Here is a 15,663-nt window from a genome sequence, read left to right as displayed (position 1 = left end):
TTCAAGGACTACCCCATGCAGATTAACTTCTTCGCTGCGGCCCGGGCAGCAGCGGGCATATCCAGCCTGACAGTGGAACTCGGCCAACTCCCCACCCCCACTCTTGCAGGTCTCCAGGCCTACCTGGCGCGCGAATTCACCGGGACCACCCCCTCGGGCCAGACCCTAGCCGATATTCTGCCGCGCTGCACCTTCCTCGTCGACGGGGTTGCCGCCAGCGGCGAGCAGCTCGATGACTCGGCGCTCCTGAAGCAGGCTGAGCGCCTGGATGTGCTCCCGCCCTTTGCCGGTGGCTAGGAGGATAACCCGGTGAACACCCCCAGCTACTCGGCCCTGATCCTGGCGGGCGGACGCTCCTCCCGCCTCGGCGGGGTACCCAAGGCCCTGCTCTCCAACGGTGAGCACACCCTGCTCGACGGAGTTCTCGCCGCCTGCACGGGTGCGGAGCGCCGCGTGGTCGTCGGCCCGGCAGAGCTCACCTTGCCCGCAGGCGTCCTACAGACCCGGGAAGAACCGGTCTTTAGCGGGCCAGCAGCCGGTATTTCTGCCGGGCTTGCTGCCTTAGCCACAGCCCAGCCTGACTTTTCGGCATTCTCCCACCACTGGGTACTGGTGCTTTCCTGCGACCTGCCCCGAGCCCGGGCCGCTGTGCCCCTACTTTTGCAGGCGGCAGCGTCCGCACCGGATGAGGTCACCGGCTATTGGGCTGTGGCGGAGGGTATCACTCAGCCCCTGCTGGGCATCTATCGGGCCGCGGCCCTGGCTCCTGCCTTTGCCGGAGATACCGCCAACGCCTCCGTCCGCCGTTTTCTCAGCCCCCTTGAGCCCGCAGGACTAGAGCTACCTGCCGACCTGACCGCCGATGTTGATACCTGGGAGGCTGCCCGCGCCGCAGGCTACACCCAGGCACCGCCCCAGCCCTAAGGAGGACCACCGTGCACCACACCAGCTGGCAACAGGCCAGGCAGCTCCTGCACCAGGCAGGGGCGACCCTTGACCGAACCGATGAAGAGGTGCCCCTCGCTGATGCGGTGGGCAGAACCCTGGCCCGCGACGCCCATGCCCTTCTGCCCGTTCCCCACTACGATTCCTCGGCTATGGACGGCTACGCCACCGCCGGTGCCCCGCCCTGGCAGGTACTGACCCACCCGCCAGCTGCCGACGGCGAGAACGTCCACCGCAAAGCCCTCCCTCTCGCTCCCGGCCAGGCAACCCCCATTCTGACCGGCGGGCTGCTTCCCCTCGGTGCCGAAGCTGTCATCCGCCAGGAACATGCCCTGCGAGAAGACAACACGCTCGGCCCCGACCCCCGCTTTTTTAGTGGCCGGGGCTACCCCGCTCCGGGGGCCGACATCCGCCGCGCCGGTGAAGAGACCCCCGCAGGCAGCAACGTGCTTGCCGCGGGCACCCGTATCACCGCCCGGCACCTCGGCGCCCTCGCCACCCTCGGCCTCGATACCCTAACCGTAACCGCCCGCCCCACCGTGGCTATCGCCTACACCGGCAACGAAATTATTACCGCGGGTCTCCCCGGCCCCGGCCAGGTGCGTGACGCCTACTCCCTGGCCTTCCCCCGCATCATCGAAGATCTCGGGGCGGCAGTCACCAGTACCTGCCGACTACCCGATAGCAAAGCCAAACTCACCGACTGGCTCACCGCAACCCGCGCCGACCTACTCCTCATCACCGGAGGCTCCTCAACCTCCACCGCAGACTGGGTACGCCGCGCCCTCCACGACCTTCAGGCCAGCTACCTCTTCGAATCGGTAGCCATCCGCCCCGGCCACCCGGCCCTAGCCGCCCACCTACCGGCCAGCAGCAACCCGGCAGCACCGCTCGTCCTGGGCCTGCCCGGCAACCCGCTGGCGGCCTACACCGCCCTCTACTCCTATCTCGTCCCCTGGCTCACCGGCACCACCGCAGCCCCCCTAGCCGAGCTGCCCACCGGCGTCCTCACCCATGAGGTACCCGGCTACCGCAAACACGACCTGCGCCTGCTACCTGCCAGCCTCAGCCCCTCACCCCACGGGACAGCCCTCACTCCCCTGCCCAAAACCCAGTCCCACATGCTCACCTCTTTCGCCACAGCGGACGCCCTGGCCCTCATCCCGCCGGCTGGTGCGGCAGCAGGCAGCACCGTCAGCTACCTACCCCTGCCCCGCTAGCCCCGTTGCCCTACCCCTCTCTCAGCGCAGGCGCAAACCGCCCCCGTCACACAGCTCAACACTTCTCTGCGCCTGTTAGACAGGACCTATAATTGAGAACAAACCGAGCCCAACTCAACAGACCGGAGCCCCGCGTGCCCAAACCAAAACTCGGCGATGTCGCTGCGCTCGCAGGCGTCTCCCCCACCACAGTCTCCCGTGTGCTCAACAACCGGGGCTACCTCTCCGAAACCACCCGCGTCAAAGTCTTCGACGCCATGCAGCAGCTCGGCTACCGGCCCAACGCCATCGCCCGATCCCTCCAGGGGCAAAAAAGCCAACTCATCGGCCTAGTCTTCCCCTCCGTTGCCAACCCCTTCTACGGGGAAATGGCCTACCGCATCGAATCCCACCTGGCCGACATCGGTTACAAGACGATTCTCTGCAACAGCAACGACCACCCCGAATCAGAGCAGCGCTACCTCGATATGCTCATAGCCAACCAGGTTGACGGCGTCATCACCGGTGCCCACTCCCAGGTTGTTGCCAACTTTCCCCATCTGGGTGCGCCCCTGATCACCATCGACCGGCAGCACACCGGCCGGGGCCCCAACATCAGCTGCGACAACTTCGACGGAGCCTACCGGGCCACCCGCCTACTCCTTGACGGCGGGGCCACCAATATCCTGCACATCACCTCAACCATCTCCCTCGATAACGCCCGCCAACGCGGCTACCAGCTAGCGGTCACCGAAGCCGGCTACCCCCCGCATATCCTCGAACTGGGCTTCACCACCCCGCAGGCCACCAAACGCGAGCGCATCTTCACCTACCTCGACGAGCACCCGCAGGTTGATGCTGTCTTCGCCTCAAACGATGTCTACGCTGCCATGGTGCTGGGCTATGCCCGCTCTAGCGGCCGGCAGGTGCCCAATGACTTGCAGGTCATCGGCTTTGACGGCACCGAAACCAGCCGGGCCCTCCTGCCCGAGCTAACCACCGTCGTGCAGCCGATCGACGCAATGGCCCAGCGGGCCGTTGCCCAGCTCATGCACGCCATGAATGGCGAAGAAAAAGAGCTCACCGGCAGCGATGTGCTACCGGTGAGCCTTCATGAAGGGTCAAGCACCCGCTCCCTGCTCTGGGAAGAGAGCGCGGTGGCATAAGCTAGCGCACCCGGTGCAGCCCCTCGGACGCGCTCCAGGTCAGGTGAGCACCGGACGAGAACCGCAGGTGCATGCGTCCGTCTGCCCCCAGGTGTTCATCGGTAACCGGGTAGCCCAGACGGGTGACGTAGCCATTTGCTAGCCAGTAGTGGTAGAAAGCCCCAGTACCCGACACGCTGCGGGTACCGTGCACCGGGTGCCAGTAGATGGCAGTCAGGCTGCCGCCCTTGCGGAAGAACTGCACTACCCCACCGCCGCTCAAAGCGATTTCTGATGTGGACGGGAAGCCCAGGCGGTCCGGCCCGCCCATGCTGTACCATTTACCGGCGATTGCTCCTCCACCCACCATGGTGTGGGTTCCTGTCTCTGCACTCCACAGTACGGCGTAGCGGGAACCTGTCACGGGGTTCCAAAAATTCTGGGCGGCTCCGTAAGAATAGGCGTACTCGCTACTGGTGGGGTAGCCCAGGTGGCCCAGTTCCCAGCGGTTCTGGCGGTAGTGCTCGCCAATACCGGTACCCCATTTCACCGCGTGGGTGCCGTAGGTGGCCGTCCAGTACAGGGCGTAACCGCGGTCAAAGTTCTGAATAGCGCCGCCCCCGACCGAGCCAAACTCGTTCTGGGTGGGCTTACCAAAAACAGCTTCACCACCGTTGGCCTGGTAGTAAGAACCGATTCCGCCCATCACCCGGTAGGCAGGTGGGGGCGGGGTTACGGTTGCTACAGCCTGACCGGTGTTCACCAGGCGGTAGCCACTGGCGGGGCTACCGGTAGATTTTAGGGTGTTTCGGATCTGCTCGATGGTGAGGTTAGGGTTGGCCTGCTTCATCAGGGCGATAGTGCCCGCTACCACCGGGACTGCCTGGGAAGTGCCGTAGAGCCCGCCAAAGCTGGCGGTTGTAGCGGTGGTGCGCCCCGCGTTAGAGGTTGAGTTCACCTGCTGCCAGGCGGTACCGCCCGGGGCAAGGATATCGAGGGTCGAGCCCCAGTTGGAGTAGGCGGTCAGGGCGTTATCACCGCCGGTAGCTCCCACGACGATAGCGAAGTAGCAGTTAGAGGGTGTCCAGGCGTTTGCGTTAGCACCCGCGTTCCCGGCGGCAACAGCTACCGGAACGCCCCGGGAGTAGGCTCCCTTAATAGCGGCGTCGAGGGCAGCCGGGCAGGTATCAGACGGCCAGGCCAAGGACGCGTTGACGACGGTTGCCGGGGTCGCATTCCGGGGTGCGCCGGGCACGTTCCCGCCAGAGGCCCAGGCGATCCCGTCGGCTATGTCTGAAGCGTAGCCCCAGCCGTTGATGCCCAGCACTCGTACCGGCTGGATCTTAGCCCGCGGGGCTACGCCAGCTAGCCCACTTCCCTGGGCCGCCGCAGCGGCGATACCGGCTACGTGGGTGCCGTGCCAGTTGGAGGGGGTAGAGCCCGAGAAGGTGCCGATATCGGTGGGGTCGGCGTCGCGTCCGCCCCCGTCGCGGGCATAGGCGTCATCAGAAATAAAGTCATAACCCGCCACCAGGTTAGGGGCTAGGTCGGGGTGATAGGTGATACCGGTATCAACCACAGCGATGGTGGTTCCGGCTCCGTCCGCCCGGTGCCAGGCCGGGGCCACGTTCGCGGCCCTAAAGTTCCAGAGGGTGCCGTAGAGGGGTTCGCTGGTGGCCGTGCTGTGCAGGCTTTGCACAGCCCGCACCAGCTGGTCAGGTTCAGCAGCAAGGACGCCCGGGTCAGCTTCCAGCGCCTCAATAGCGCTCTGCTGCTCGGCCTCACTCAGGGGGTGGTCGGCTTCAATCACGCCTGTGGTGGCGTCCTCACCCACAGACTCTTTGACAACCCCTGCCGTCTTAAGGGCCTCGGTATCTTCAAGGGCGCGGTCAACGATAGTCTGGCGCTCTTCGGTCGTGGTACCCTCGGCAAAGGTCACTATCAGGCGGTCGGTTTCTTTGACCAGGGCGCCGCTATCGCCTGTCTGCCCGGCCTGGTAGGTTCCCGTAGCATCGGGGGTTTCGGTTGCTCTTGCATAGGTAGTGCCACTAGCAAGCAGGGTCACCGCGGTGACAGCAGCAAGCTGCGCCTTGGCGACTTTTCGGGTATGTGGCAGCGTGAAAAGGGGCATGGGGGTGCTCTTTCTCCGTGTTGCGTATGTAGTGCCTGCCCGGTGCTACCGGTGGTAGCGGTAGCACCCCGACTGCCACCTATGGGGGATAAGCAGACAGCCCGGCAAACAACAGTATTCTTGCACGCTCACGCGCCCCTGAACAGAGAAAAAAGAATATTACTTGCTTCTATGGTGGTCGTGAAGCGACACCTGAGTCACCGGCGCCGGGTGCAACATACCCAGGGCGGGCTTGCCACCCTTGAAGCGGAAGAACTCAACAAACCCGTGACGGGCATAGAGGGAGGCTGACCGGTAGGTAGAGGCCTCCAGGTAGGCGGGCACCTCGCCCAGGCGCTCGCGGCGGTAATCCAGCAGGTGGGAGCCGATACCGTGCCCGCGGGCGTCCTCGTGCACCCCAATGGTGTAGAGGTACCAGTGGTCGAACTTGGGGCGGGCCGCCAGCAGGCGCAGCTCGGTGACGGTGGCACGAGCCAGACCTTTCCCCAGCACCCGGTAGTAGTCGGGCAGGGCCTTAATGTCGGCCAGCAGGTTACCCTTCTGGGCTTCGGGCGAGAGCCAGAGGGCAGCGCCGAGCACCTTGCCGCTCTCGGTCACGGCAATGTCAATGGTGCCCTTGGGGGCGTAGGTGGTACGTAGCTGGAACTCAAAGAGCCCGCGGACGGTCTCGGTGCGGCCGTCCCCGCCCATGGCCTTGTTCATGACCGGGTCGTGCTCAAAAGCGTTGGTCAGCGCCTCGATGACGCCGGGGTAGTCAGCTTCGGTCGCTTCGCGCACGGTAAAGTCGTAGGTCTGCTCGGGCATGGAATCCTCCTGGGTACGGTGTTACCTTTCAAGATTACCCGGTCACGAAAGCTCTAGAGGGAGGTTTCCTTGCGCATCTTACGGGGGGTGCCCCTGCATCGAAGCTCGTTGGCTCGGGGCTGGCGTGATGAAGTGCTCGGGTGCGAGCGAGCGAGCACACAAGAGAGCACGGAATCAGCCGAGTTTACGAGGCTGGACGAGCCCCCGGGCGAGGAGCAAGAGGGTCACGAGCCAAGATGCGGGGGCACCCCCCATACTGGTATAGCGCAAACAAACCCGCCCCGCGCCCGTCCTTATCATCAGGACGGGTGCAGGGCGGGTTCTTTGCTCCGGTGAAAGCGCTTAGACGGCGGCAGTCTTAGCGGCTACGCTCACCAGCTGGTCGCGACCAGCTGCCACGGTTGAGCCTGCGGCGGCAGCCAGAGCGGTTGAGTCAACAGTCTTCTTGGCGTTGGTAATGACCAGCGGGGTGGTCAGGGGGTAGCCTGCGGCCTTGATGGCGGCCATGTCGAACTCGACGAGGACGTCGCCGCGCTTGACCTCCTGGCCCTTTTCGACCTTGGGGGTGAAGTACTTGCCATCCAGTTCGACGGTGTCGAAGCCGATGTGCATGAGGACTTCTACGCCCTTGTCGGTGCGCATGCCAATGGCGTGGCCGGTGGGGAAGGCCACGGTGACCTTACCGTCGGCGGGTGCGTAGAGCTTGCCTTCGGTGGGTTCTACGGCGGCGCCGGGACCCAGGGCACCGGAAGCGAAGGTGGGGTCTGATACCGCAGAGAGCTCAACAGCGGTGCCGTTGAGGTGGGCGGTCAGTTCGTAGCCTTCGGTAGCAGCTGCGGGAGCGGACGCCGCGGGAGCAGCTACAGACGCAGCAGCAGTTGCGGGAGCGGCAGCTTCAACCTCTTCTTCGGCGACCTGGCCGGCGAAGACGCGCTTACCGTAGATGAAGGAAGCGCCGGTGGAGAGGACGGCCGATGTGAGGACTGCGATGATGAAGCCCATCCAACCCATGCCTTGGGCAGGGTCGATGGAGGGCAGACCCAGGAAGCCAGCAGCACCCAGACCCGATGCCTTGACACCGAAGAGAGCAATCAGGGTTGATGCAACAGCTGATGCGCCCATTGCGATGTAGAAGGGCCAGCGCAGGCGGATGTTAACACCGAAGATGGCCGGTTCGGTAATACCGAGGAAGGCTGAAGGAGCGGTAGCACCCGCCAGTGCCTTCATCTTCTTGTCCTTGGTGGTCAGGTAGACGCCGAGGGCGGCACCACCCTGGGCGACGTTAGCCATGGAGGCGATAGCGAAGATGAAGGAACCGCCTGCTGCCAGTAGCTGCAGTTCGATGGGCGGGAAGGACTGGTGCAGGCCGGTGATGACGATCGGTGAGTAGACCAGACCGAAGAGGAAGCCGCCCACGGGGCCAGCTGCGGTGTAGAGCCAGTTGATACCTTCACCGAGCAGGGTGCCCAGCTTGAACATGGGCGGGCCGACCAGCATGAAGGTGGCAAAGCCAGTGATCAAGAGGGTCAGGGTGGGGGTGAACATGAAGTCAATGGTGCCCTTGAGAATCTTGTGGAAGAACTTCTCAACGTTGGCCAGGATGAAGGCGACCAAGATGACGGGCAGGACGGTGCCCTGATAGCCAGCCTGCTGCACCTGAATACCGAAGACGTCCCAGTAGGTCATGGTGCCGTCTTCGAGGGCGGCAGCCACGTTGTAGCCGTTGACCAGGGAGGGGAAGACCATGGCAGCGCCCATGGTCATACCCAGGTAGGGGTTACCGCCGAAGACCTTGGTGGCGGTGAAGCCGACCAGGACGGGCAGGAAGGCGAAGGCAGCTGCGGAGAGCAGGTTAACAATGCCTGCGAAGCCTTCCCATGCGGGGTAAAGCTCAATCAGTGACTTGGTGGGGTCAAAAATCTTGGGTGCGGTCAGCACGTTGTTGAGTGCCATGAGCAGACCGGTACCGACCAGCACGGGGATGATCGGCAGGAAGATCTCTGAGACGATCTTGATGAAGCGGGTGAAGAGGTTACCCTGGCTCGCAGCGACGTTCTTGAGTTCGTCCTTGGAGACCTGCTTCATACCTGAAGCGGCCATGTGCTTGTAGACCTCGTCAACGTCGCCGGGGCCCACGATGATCTGGAACTGGCCGGAGTTGTTGAAGGTACCCTTGAGGTCCTCGTCGTTGTCCAGGGCGTCCTGGTTGATGACGTTCATATCTTTGAGCACCAGTCGCAGGCGGGTGGCGCAGTGGGCGCCTGCTGCGATGTTGTCCGTGCCGCCGACGGCGGTGAGGACTCGCTCAGCCACGGATTTATGGTCCATGTCTTCTCCTTGGTGTATGGGCCAGGCTCCCCCCTATATCTGTGGTTCAGCCTCGGCGCGAGTGTGTACGTTTGCCCGAAAACAAACATGCCAATCGTTTGACATACTAGCACCAAAAAAGGGGCCAAAACAGCCCCTTACAAAAGGTCGGTGGCCACCTGTGTTAGGTGGCCACCGACCCTATCTCAAGCTTTGTTTTAGCCCTTGCGAGCTGCGGTAATGAAGTCAGCACCGGCCGCTACGTCGCTCCCTGCGTTGGCAACTGTCAGGTCGGCAACGGAGCTCTTGGCATTGGTGATAACCAGCGGGGTGGTCACGGGGTAGCCTGCAGCCTTAACCTGCTCCAGGTCGAACTCCACCAGCACCTGGCCGCGGGTGACGGTATCACCCTTCTTGACCTTGGGTTCGAAGAACTTGCCGTCCAGTTCCACGGTATCGAAGCCCACGTGAATCAGGATTTCCAGACCGTCTGCGGTGCGAATGCCGAAGGCATGGCCGGTGGGGAAGGCAACGGTTACTTCACCGTCTGCGGGAGCTACAACCACGCCCGCGGTCGGCTCAATGGCGGCGCCAGGGCCCAGGGCGCCGGAGGCGAACATCTGGTCGCTCACGCCGGCAAGCTCAACAACGGTACCGTTCATGTGGGCGGTCAGAGCGGACGCGCCAACGGCGGACGGTGCTGCCGCGGGAGTAGCTGCGGGAGCGGAAGTCTGCGCTGCAGTGTCGTCGCTACCGCCGAAGAGCTTTTTGAAGAAGCCTGCCATGGTTGTCACCTCATAGTGGTTGGGAGTGGTGGGGCCGCTGTGTGCGGCGTCTCTACCAGCCTACCACCGTCGATAACCTGTGAGACAGGCCTTACTGTTTCCTGCCGGTGCCAGGTCACGGAAAATTTTTCGCCCTGTGCGCTAAGGCACCGGCGCCATTTACCCTAGTCTTCTACAAGCCGGGCAGCTTCGAGGCTCAGCACGGCCGCTTCGTCTGCTACCAGGCGGACGGTGCGCTTAGCTCCGGTGAAGTAGGTTCGGGATGAGAAAACGGCGGCTCCCCCATCGAGGAAGAGTTCAGTTCCAGAGGCATCGACCAGCAGGTCGAAGGTGCGGGTAGCGCTGTGCTCTAGGGTGCGATGGCGCTCTGCCCCGCCCACGGCGTAGCGGCTGCCGGTGCGATCCAGGTGGGCACCGTCCTCGCTCAGGGTCAGCACCAGGGCCTGCCCCGCGGCGTCCTCCACGATAATCTGCACGGGCTTGGCTACCGCTACCTCACCGCGCAGGCGCCAGACGCGGGCGTCCGCCAGTTCCGCAATCTCGCCATGAGCTGCGGGTTTAACCGGGGCGGGTGCCAGGGCGCTATCAAGCTGATCCACGGGGTTCTGGTAGATACGGCCAGCACGCAGGGTGAGGCGGCGGGGGTAGGTCTGCATGTGCACCCAGTGGTTGTCCCAGGAGGGGTGGTCGTCCTGGTCGGCGTTGCCGAACCAGCCCTGGAGCACCGCGTGGGAGCCGTCCTGCCCCACCCCGTGGAAGCACTGGGGGGCGTAAAACTCGGTACCGGCGTCCAACTCGGTGAAGGGGGTAGTGACCTCAAAGTGGGTGCCGGTGAGGGTGCCCACGATGTAGCCGGTCTGGAAGATGTTGTTGTACTTCTCCCCGTCAGCTTCCATACCCTGGGGGCTGAAAATCAGCACGTCCTTGAGCTCGCCGGTTTCTTCGTCGCGCAGCTGAATCAGGCCGGGGCACTCGTACATGTAGCCCAAGTTGGCCAGGGCGGGGTCTGAGAAGGTGAGCTCACCGTCGAAGGTCCAGGTGCGGCGGTCGGGTGAGGAGTAGAGCACCACGGCCCCGGTTTCGTCCTCGCGCTGGGCGCCAATGACGGCGTAGAAGGTGCCGTCGCGCTCCACTACGTGGGGGTCGCGGTAGTGGGCGGTGTAGCCCTCTTCGGGGCCGTTGATAAAGACCTCTTGCTTGGTGAAGGTCTTGCCCTGGTCAGGGGAGGTAAAGAGCACCTGGTAGGCTTCACGGTTGCCGTCGGCGTCCTTCACGTTGCCGGTGTAGAAGAACTCAAAGGTGCCGTCCTCACCCACGAAGCCGGAGCCGGAGTAGCAGCCGTTCTTGTCAAACCAGTCGGTGGGGGCAATGGCGGTGCCGCGGTCCTGCCAGTGGGTCAGGTCGTCGCTGGTGGCGTAGCGCCAGAAGACGGCACGGGTGGGGTGTACCGGTGAGTACTGGTAGAAGGCGTGGTAAGTACCCTCATGGTAGATCAGCCCGTTGGGGTCATTAAGGCGGCCAACAGGGGGCGCCAGGTGCAGGGCCGGGTAGTCGGGGTCGGTGCGGACCTGCTCATGGTAGGTGGCATAGGCTTGCTCGGCAGCGGCGAGTAGTTCGGCGGCGTCCGGACGTCCGGGCTTAGTCACGCGGGGCTCCTTGGGTGGGGTGCGGTGGGGGCTCTGTCAATCGTTTGTCATATCCAGCTTACCCCTCTGCCCTCCTTCTAGCTCCGGGGTACCAGCGTGCAGGGCAGACCGGCAAATATTCCAGATTGTGCTATGTGCTAGCCCACGTGCCTACCCGCAGAGTCCTACGAGGGCGTTCACTGCCAGGTGGTCAGATTCACCCACCTGCTGGTAGGTCACTTCTTCACCGCGAGCAGGTGGACCCTGCATCACCATGATGTGGTCGATGGGTGCTTTCATTCCTAGCACTCCGCCGACTGGCCAGGTACCCTCGATCCGGTGGGTGGCCAGGGCAGCATCCGCACCCAGGTGTGAGCGTGCCCCCGCGTAGCTGGCGAGGCTACCGTGGAGCAGGGTCGCATTGAAGTCACCGGCGATCAGGTCGAGGCTCCCCTCATCGCGGGCCAGCCGGTCAATCGTAGCGAGGTCGTCACGCCACTGCTGCATGTAGGCAGGGACGGGCGGGGCGGTATGCACCGCCAGCAGCTGGGGCTGCCCGCTGGCCTGGTTTTCAGGAGTCAGCAGAAGGGCCCCGAAGGTCATGGGCACTTCCTGCGCGGTATAAGTGCCCAGCCGGTCGCTCACCAGGGTCAGTGTCGGGGCGATGTGGGCCTTGCCGCTGGTGGAGGCGAACAGCTGGTAGCCCGGAACGCCGCCAGCAAGGGCGGGTGTATCGGGTGAGACTTCAGGGAGCACCAGGAAATCCGGCTCATCGGCCAGCAACCGAGCCAGGGACTGGTCGGTCAGGGTATCGAGGGCGTTGTAGGTAGTGACCCGGTAGGCCTGCATATTAACGCACCCAATGGCAGGCACCCCGCGCGCATGGTAGCGCGCAGCCCCGTAGGGGTCGGTGACAGCCAGCAGACTAGAGACAGCACAGGCTACCGCCGTCAGCCCGGCAAGGGCGCGGGTGGCTCCGCTGGTTGCACGTCGTAGCGCAACCAGTAGGGCCACAATCAGGACGCCCGCCCCGGCAACCGCAAGCAAGGTGGGGAAGGCAACGGCCTGGGCAATGACCAGGCGGGTAGTCAGCCAGGCTATGACCGGGTGGCCCGGCCACACCAGGATAGCCAGCCAGGCCAGAGCACCTGCCAGCAACAGACACCAGAATGCACGAATCAGAGTCTTACCCATGACCCCAGCCTAGCTAAAACCAGCAGGCAGGGGAAGAGGTGAGGGTGGCGTCCGTCCTTAAACAAAAAGCCGCAAGGGCGGCAACCCGTAACGGGTGCCGCCCCTGCGCCAAAGATAAGAAAAGTAAGAAACTTACTTGAGGGTGACGGTTGCGCCAGCGCCTTCGAGAGCTTCCTTAGCCTTCTCTGCGTCTTCCTTGGAAACGCCTTCGAGAACGGGCTTGGGAGCGCCGTCAACGAGGTCCTTAGCTTCCTTCAGACCCAGTGAGGTGAGGGCGCGAACTTCCTTAATAACGCCGATCTTCTTGTCGCCAGCTGATTCGAGGATAACGTCGAATTCTGACTGCTCTTCAGCAGCACCAGCGTCGCCGCCAGCAACACCAGCAACAGCAACGGGAGCGGCTGCGGTTACGTCGAATTCTTCTTCGAATGCCTTAACGAATTCGGAAACCTCAACGAGTGACAGTTCCTTGAATGCTTCAATGAGTTCTTCGATTGAAAGCTTAGCCATGAGATTGGCTCCTTCTTTGATTCAGTTGCAAGCCTCAGTATTTCAGCCTGCGAGCTTGAAAATTGTGGGGTGGCCCAGGTAAGTAGGCCGAAGTCTGTGCGGTGGGCAGAGACGAGGCGATTACTCGGCCTCGGGTGCTGCGCCTTCCTGCTCTTCGAGCTTGATACGCAGAGCGTCAACGGTGCGAGCAACCTTTGCGATTGCGCCCTTTGCGCCGCCTGCGACCTTTGCAAGAAGTACCTCGCGTGATTCGAGGCTTGCAAACTTGTTGATGCCAGCTTCGTCGAGAGCTTCGCCCTCGAAGTAACCGCTCTTAACGATCAGCTGGGGGTTAGCCTTGGCAAAGTCACGCAGACCCTTCGCAGCATCAATGAAGTCGCCCTTGATGAATGCGATTGCGCTGGGGCCGTGGAGCTGACCATCGAATGCGTCGATGCCAACTTCCTTAGCCGCGATAGCGGTCAGAGTGTTCTTTACCACGGCGTACTCGGTCTCAGCACCCAGTGCACGACGAAGTTCCTTCATCTGTGCAACGGTGAGACCACGGTACTCGGTGAGAATTACGCCGTTTGAGGATTCAAGGAGTTCCTTGATCTCAGAGACGGCAGCAATCTTATCCTGTGTTGCCATGGTGTTCCTTCCAGTTCTTATCCCGCCAGGCCAACAAAAAATGCCCCGACGCGCAGGCATCGAGGCATAATACAAGCCCAGCAAAAACTGGTTTGTATTCTGTTATCGGCACCTACGCAGGTGGGCTGGTTAGCCCTTATCGTACCTGTAAAAGGCACAGACCGGCGGTCTTTGGTTACTTCATCTAACCACGGTTAGCGGGGCCCTGGCAAGTTAAAACCGGGTTTAAGGGTGCTTAATCACTTAAACCGCCGCTTCTATCCACCTTTGTACCACATACAGACCAGATGAGGCAGGTTTTTTGGTCAGCACGTGGTACAAACTAGCTTTGCCCTGAGAAACAGTGCAGAGCACCTTGTCGGAGTTTCAGGTAGAGCCCCTGCTCCGCGCCTACCGGGGTTTCTGGCAGCACAGCCGTGAGCGGGCTACCGGCGGGAATGGTCACGGCACCGTCCGGGTGCGGTAGCTCTACCGCCCGAGTGGTTTCAAGGCTAAAACGGCTCCCTGCCGTATGGGCGAGCACGCCCAGCACCCGTACGGACAGGGTATCCGGGGTGTCGGCGTCCGTCCGCTCAAAACCGTGGGCAGAGATACCGGCCGCTACAGACTGCCCCGCAACATCCACACGCAGCTCGTTGTAGAGCGGGTGCAGCAGTCGGGCGACCTGCGCGGACGCCGGGGCAGCCAGTACCTGCCCCGGGGCGGCAACCTGGGCTAGGCGTCCGCCCTCTAGCACCGCAAGCTGCTGGCCCATCGCGAGGGCTTCGTCGGGGTTGTGGGTGACGTAGATGCCCGTGAACCCTAGCTGGCGGTGCAGGGTCAGCAGGTCGGCGCGGATAGCTTCGCTCAGATGCTCATCGACGCTAGAAAGCGGCTCGTCAAAGAGAGCCAGCGTGGGTTTACGCACCAGGGCCCGGGCGATACCGGCCCGCTGGGCCTGGCCACCCGATAGTTGCGCCGGCCTCTTGCGCAGGTGCTCCCCCAGTCCCAGGGTATCGACGAGGGAAAGGTAGTGGTCTCGGTCTAGCTGCTCCTGGGTACGCAGGCGCTGGGCGAAGAGGATGTTCTCTTCCAGGCTCAGGTGGGGGTAGAGCACGGGTTTTTGGAAGACGAAGCCCACCGGCGCTCCCCCTGCCTGCCGGGTCTTACCTGACCCTTTGAAGCGTCTGCCTCCCCCGACGCCCACCGGCCGGTCGCCGAAGAGGACGCTACCGGCGTCCGCCTGTTCCAGCCCGGCAATAATGCGTAGCAGGGTGGACTTGCCCGACCCTGACTCCCCCACCAGGGAGAGCAGGCTGCCACCGGGCACGGTCAGGTCAATTCCGCTAAGAACGGCGGACGCACCAAACCGCTTAGTCAGGCCGGTGATGGTAAGGGCGGGGCTGGTCATGACCTCTATTATGCCCGACGGCTGCACGGTAAGCCCTAACCGTAGCCTCCCCACCACAGCGCACCCCTGATTTGACCGAGAGTGCGCCTTATCGCCGAGCGTGCCGCAGATAGGTGCACGCTCGGCGATAAGGCGCACGCTCGTTAGGGCAGATCAATCAATTCGGGAGTCGGGATAACGCAATTGGCCTGTCTCTATGAGGGCTCGGCAGGATGCCGGGAGTGTTGTGCCGGTGAGTCCCGGTGCTAAACCTACTTCGTCTGAGCGGGTCCACAGGGTCGGCTCAAGGTTTTTTCCCCATTTCAGGACGCCATGTACCCCGCCCTCAACGTGGGCGACGTAGCCGAGCAGGTGGGGCGTGCCGTCCTCCTCATAGCGGTCGACAACCTGGCGGGGCCGCATGGTGTGTACCAGTGAGTAGGGAGGTTTTTCAGGCGGATACGTCTCGCCTGTAGCGGGGGCGTAGGCGAACCAACCATATTCGCTGGTGTCTTGGACGCTGAACCAGTGGGGCAGGTGACGTTCGAAGTTATGGTCGGTGATGGTCAGCTCTTCGCGCAGAAGCTGTGGGAGGTCCCAGGTGATAACCTGCCCTTCTTCGATGGTCTCAGGGGCTTTGGCCGGGGCCTGAGCCAGGTACTCGATCAGGGTTTTCACGTGCGGGTGTAGCCAGTGGCCGGGGTCTTGTTCGTCCCAGCGGATTTCTCCGGTGCGGGTTAGAAGCCCCTGCGAGATGAGTTTGCCGGCGCGGTCTTCGAAGCGGGAATACGCTTCAAACTGATACATCGGCTCGCCGTCCCCGCGTTCTTCCGCAGGCCCCAGAACGGAGATATTGATGCGCGTTTCGCTCTCGAAGGGGCCACCGGCGTAGTTGTAGATGGTGTAGTCGGTGGGAAAGTCCCCCTCGTACAGGGTTTCTAGGCGGTAGAGAAAGACGGTTTGGCTCACCGGTTCTTGCAGGGCTAGCAGCCCGGGGTAGAGCGACTTTTCGTCGCGGT

General features: G+C 63.0%; 14 protein-coding genes. 4 read left to right on the top strand and 10 right to left on the bottom strand.

The features are described from left to right. The first annotated feature begins 15 nt into the window (after positions 1-15). From ACRCJM_RS00070 to ACRCJM_RS00055, 4 genes are all read left to right on the top strand, one after another. Positions 16-297: a MoaD/ThiS family protein gene (locus ACRCJM_RS00070; RefSeq protein ID WP_431463337.1), complete on the top strand. Its 282-nt coding sequence runs from the start codon at positions 16-18 to the stop codon at positions 295-297. A gap of 12 nt (positions 298-309) precedes the next feature. After that, a complete protein-coding gene (gene mobA, locus ACRCJM_RS00065; protein ID WP_431463336.1) occupies positions 310-924 on the top strand; it encodes a molybdenum cofactor guanylyltransferase in 615 nt (204 codons plus the stop codon). A gap of 11 nt (positions 925-935) precedes the next feature. Further along, a complete protein-coding gene (locus ACRCJM_RS00060) occupies positions 936-2,165 on the top strand; it encodes a molybdopterin molybdotransferase MoeA (RefSeq protein WP_431463335.1) in 1,230 nt (409 codons plus the stop codon). Positions 2,166-2,299: 134 nt separating this feature from the next. Continuing rightward, positions 2,300-3,310, top strand: a complete 1,011-nt coding sequence (locus tag ACRCJM_RS00055; RefSeq protein ID WP_431463334.1) for a LacI family DNA-binding transcriptional regulator — start codon at positions 2,300-2,302, stop codon at positions 3,308-3,310. Between the two features lies 1 nt (position 3,311). Here the strand turns inward: ACRCJM_RS00055 and ACRCJM_RS00050 are convergent, their stop codons facing one another. The 10 genes from ACRCJM_RS00050 to ACRCJM_RS00005 all read right to left on the bottom strand — a co-directional run. Further along, positions 3,312-5,420, bottom strand: a complete 2,109-nt coding sequence (locus ACRCJM_RS00050; RefSeq protein WP_431463333.1) for a S8 family serine peptidase — start codon at positions 5,418-5,420, stop codon at positions 3,312-3,314. 159 nt (positions 5,421-5,579) lie between these two features. Further along, positions 5,580-6,224: an N-acetyltransferase family protein gene (locus ACRCJM_RS00045; RefSeq protein WP_431463332.1), complete on the bottom strand. Its 645-nt coding sequence runs from the start codon at positions 6,222-6,224 to the stop codon at positions 5,580-5,582. Between the two features lie 342 nt (positions 6,225-6,566). After that, positions 6,567-8,552 carry a sucrose-specific PTS transporter subunit IIBC gene (locus ACRCJM_RS00040; RefSeq protein WP_431463331.1) on the bottom strand — a complete coding sequence of 662 codons (1,986 nt, stop codon included), beginning with the start codon at positions 8,550-8,552 and terminating at the stop codon, positions 6,567-6,569. A gap of 197 nt (positions 8,553-8,749) precedes the next feature. Continuing rightward, positions 8,750-9,316, bottom strand: coding sequence for a PTS sugar transporter subunit IIA (locus ACRCJM_RS00035; protein ID WP_237237195.1), 567 nt, complete (start codon positions 9,314-9,316; stop codon positions 8,750-8,752). 164 nt (positions 9,317-9,480) lie between these two features. After that, the gene (locus ACRCJM_RS00030) at positions 9,481-10,962 is read right to left on the bottom strand and encodes a glycoside hydrolase family 32 protein (protein ID WP_431463330.1); all 1,482 of its coding nucleotides are present in this window, start codon (positions 10,960-10,962) and stop codon (positions 9,481-9,483) included. A 150-nt stretch (positions 10,963-11,112) separates the two neighbouring features. Next, positions 11,113-12,135 (bottom strand): endonuclease/exonuclease/phosphatase family protein, encoded by a 1,023-nt coding sequence (locus ACRCJM_RS00025; RefSeq protein WP_431463329.1) that lies wholly within the window; start codon positions 12,133-12,135, stop codon positions 11,113-11,115. 132 nt (positions 12,136-12,267) lie between these two features. Continuing rightward, positions 12,268-12,645 (bottom strand): 50S ribosomal protein L7/L12, encoded by a 378-nt coding sequence (gene rplL / locus ACRCJM_RS00020; RefSeq protein ID WP_135012413.1) that lies wholly within the window; start codon positions 12,643-12,645, stop codon positions 12,268-12,270. 120 nt (positions 12,646-12,765) lie between these two features. Further along, positions 12,766-13,275, bottom strand: a complete 510-nt coding sequence (rplJ, locus tag ACRCJM_RS00015) for a 50S ribosomal protein L10 (protein ID WP_237185947.1) — start codon at positions 13,273-13,275, stop codon at positions 12,766-12,768. A gap of 322 nt (positions 13,276-13,597) precedes the next feature. Then, complete coding sequence (locus tag ACRCJM_RS00010) at positions 13,598-14,665, bottom strand: ABC transporter ATP-binding protein (RefSeq protein WP_431463328.1); 1,068 nt, start codon at positions 14,663-14,665, stop codon at positions 13,598-13,600. 153 nt (positions 14,666-14,818) lie between these two features. After that, positions 14,819-15,663 (bottom strand): hypothetical protein (locus tag ACRCJM_RS00005; protein WP_431463327.1); only part of this gene is annotated, 845 nt, incomplete at its 5' end.

The organism is Rothia sp. L_38, assembly GCF_050689125.1.
Lineage (GTDB): Bacteria > Actinomycetota > Actinomycetes > Actinomycetales > Micrococcaceae > Rothia.
The sequence above is the reverse complement of the archived record's forward strand: the minus strand, read 5'-3'. Positions and strand labels throughout refer to the sequence as shown.

What these genes read in the sequence shown, in the direction of transcription:
- ACRCJM_RS00070 (WP_431463337.1), top strand. Translation starts at nt 16, where the DNA reads ATGCAGATTAACTTCTTCGCTGCGGCCCGGGCAGCAGCGGGCATATCC.
- ACRCJM_RS00050 (WP_431463333.1), bottom strand. Translation starts at nt 5,420, where the DNA reads ATGCCCCTTTTCACGCTGCCACATACCCGAAAAGTCGCCAAGGCGCAG.
- ACRCJM_RS00045 (WP_431463332.1), bottom strand. Translation starts at nt 6,224, where the DNA reads ATGCCCGAGCAGACCTACGACTTTACCGTGCGCGAAGCGACCGAAGCT.
- ACRCJM_RS00040 (WP_431463331.1), bottom strand. Translation starts at nt 8,552, where the DNA reads ATGGACCATAAATCCGTGGCTGAGCGAGTCCTCACCGCCGTCGGCGGC.
- ACRCJM_RS00035 (WP_237237195.1), bottom strand. Translation starts at nt 9,316, where the DNA reads ATGGCAGGCTTCTTCAAAAAGCTCTTCGGCGGTAGCGACGACACTGCA.
- ACRCJM_RS00025 (WP_431463329.1), bottom strand. Translation starts at nt 12,135, where the DNA reads ATGGGTAAGACTCTGATTCGTGCATTCTGGTGTCTGTTGCTGGCAGGT.
- rplL (WP_135012413.1), bottom strand. Translation starts at nt 12,645, where the DNA reads ATGGCTAAGCTTTCAATCGAAGAACTCATTGAAGCATTCAAGGAACTG.
- rplJ (WP_237185947.1), bottom strand. Translation starts at nt 13,275, where the DNA reads ATGGCAACACAGGATAAGATTGCTGCCGTCTCTGAGATCAAGGAACTC.
- ACRCJM_RS00010 (WP_431463328.1), bottom strand. Translation starts at nt 14,665, where the DNA reads ATGACCAGCCCCGCCCTTACCATCACCGGCCTGACTAAGCGGTTTGGT.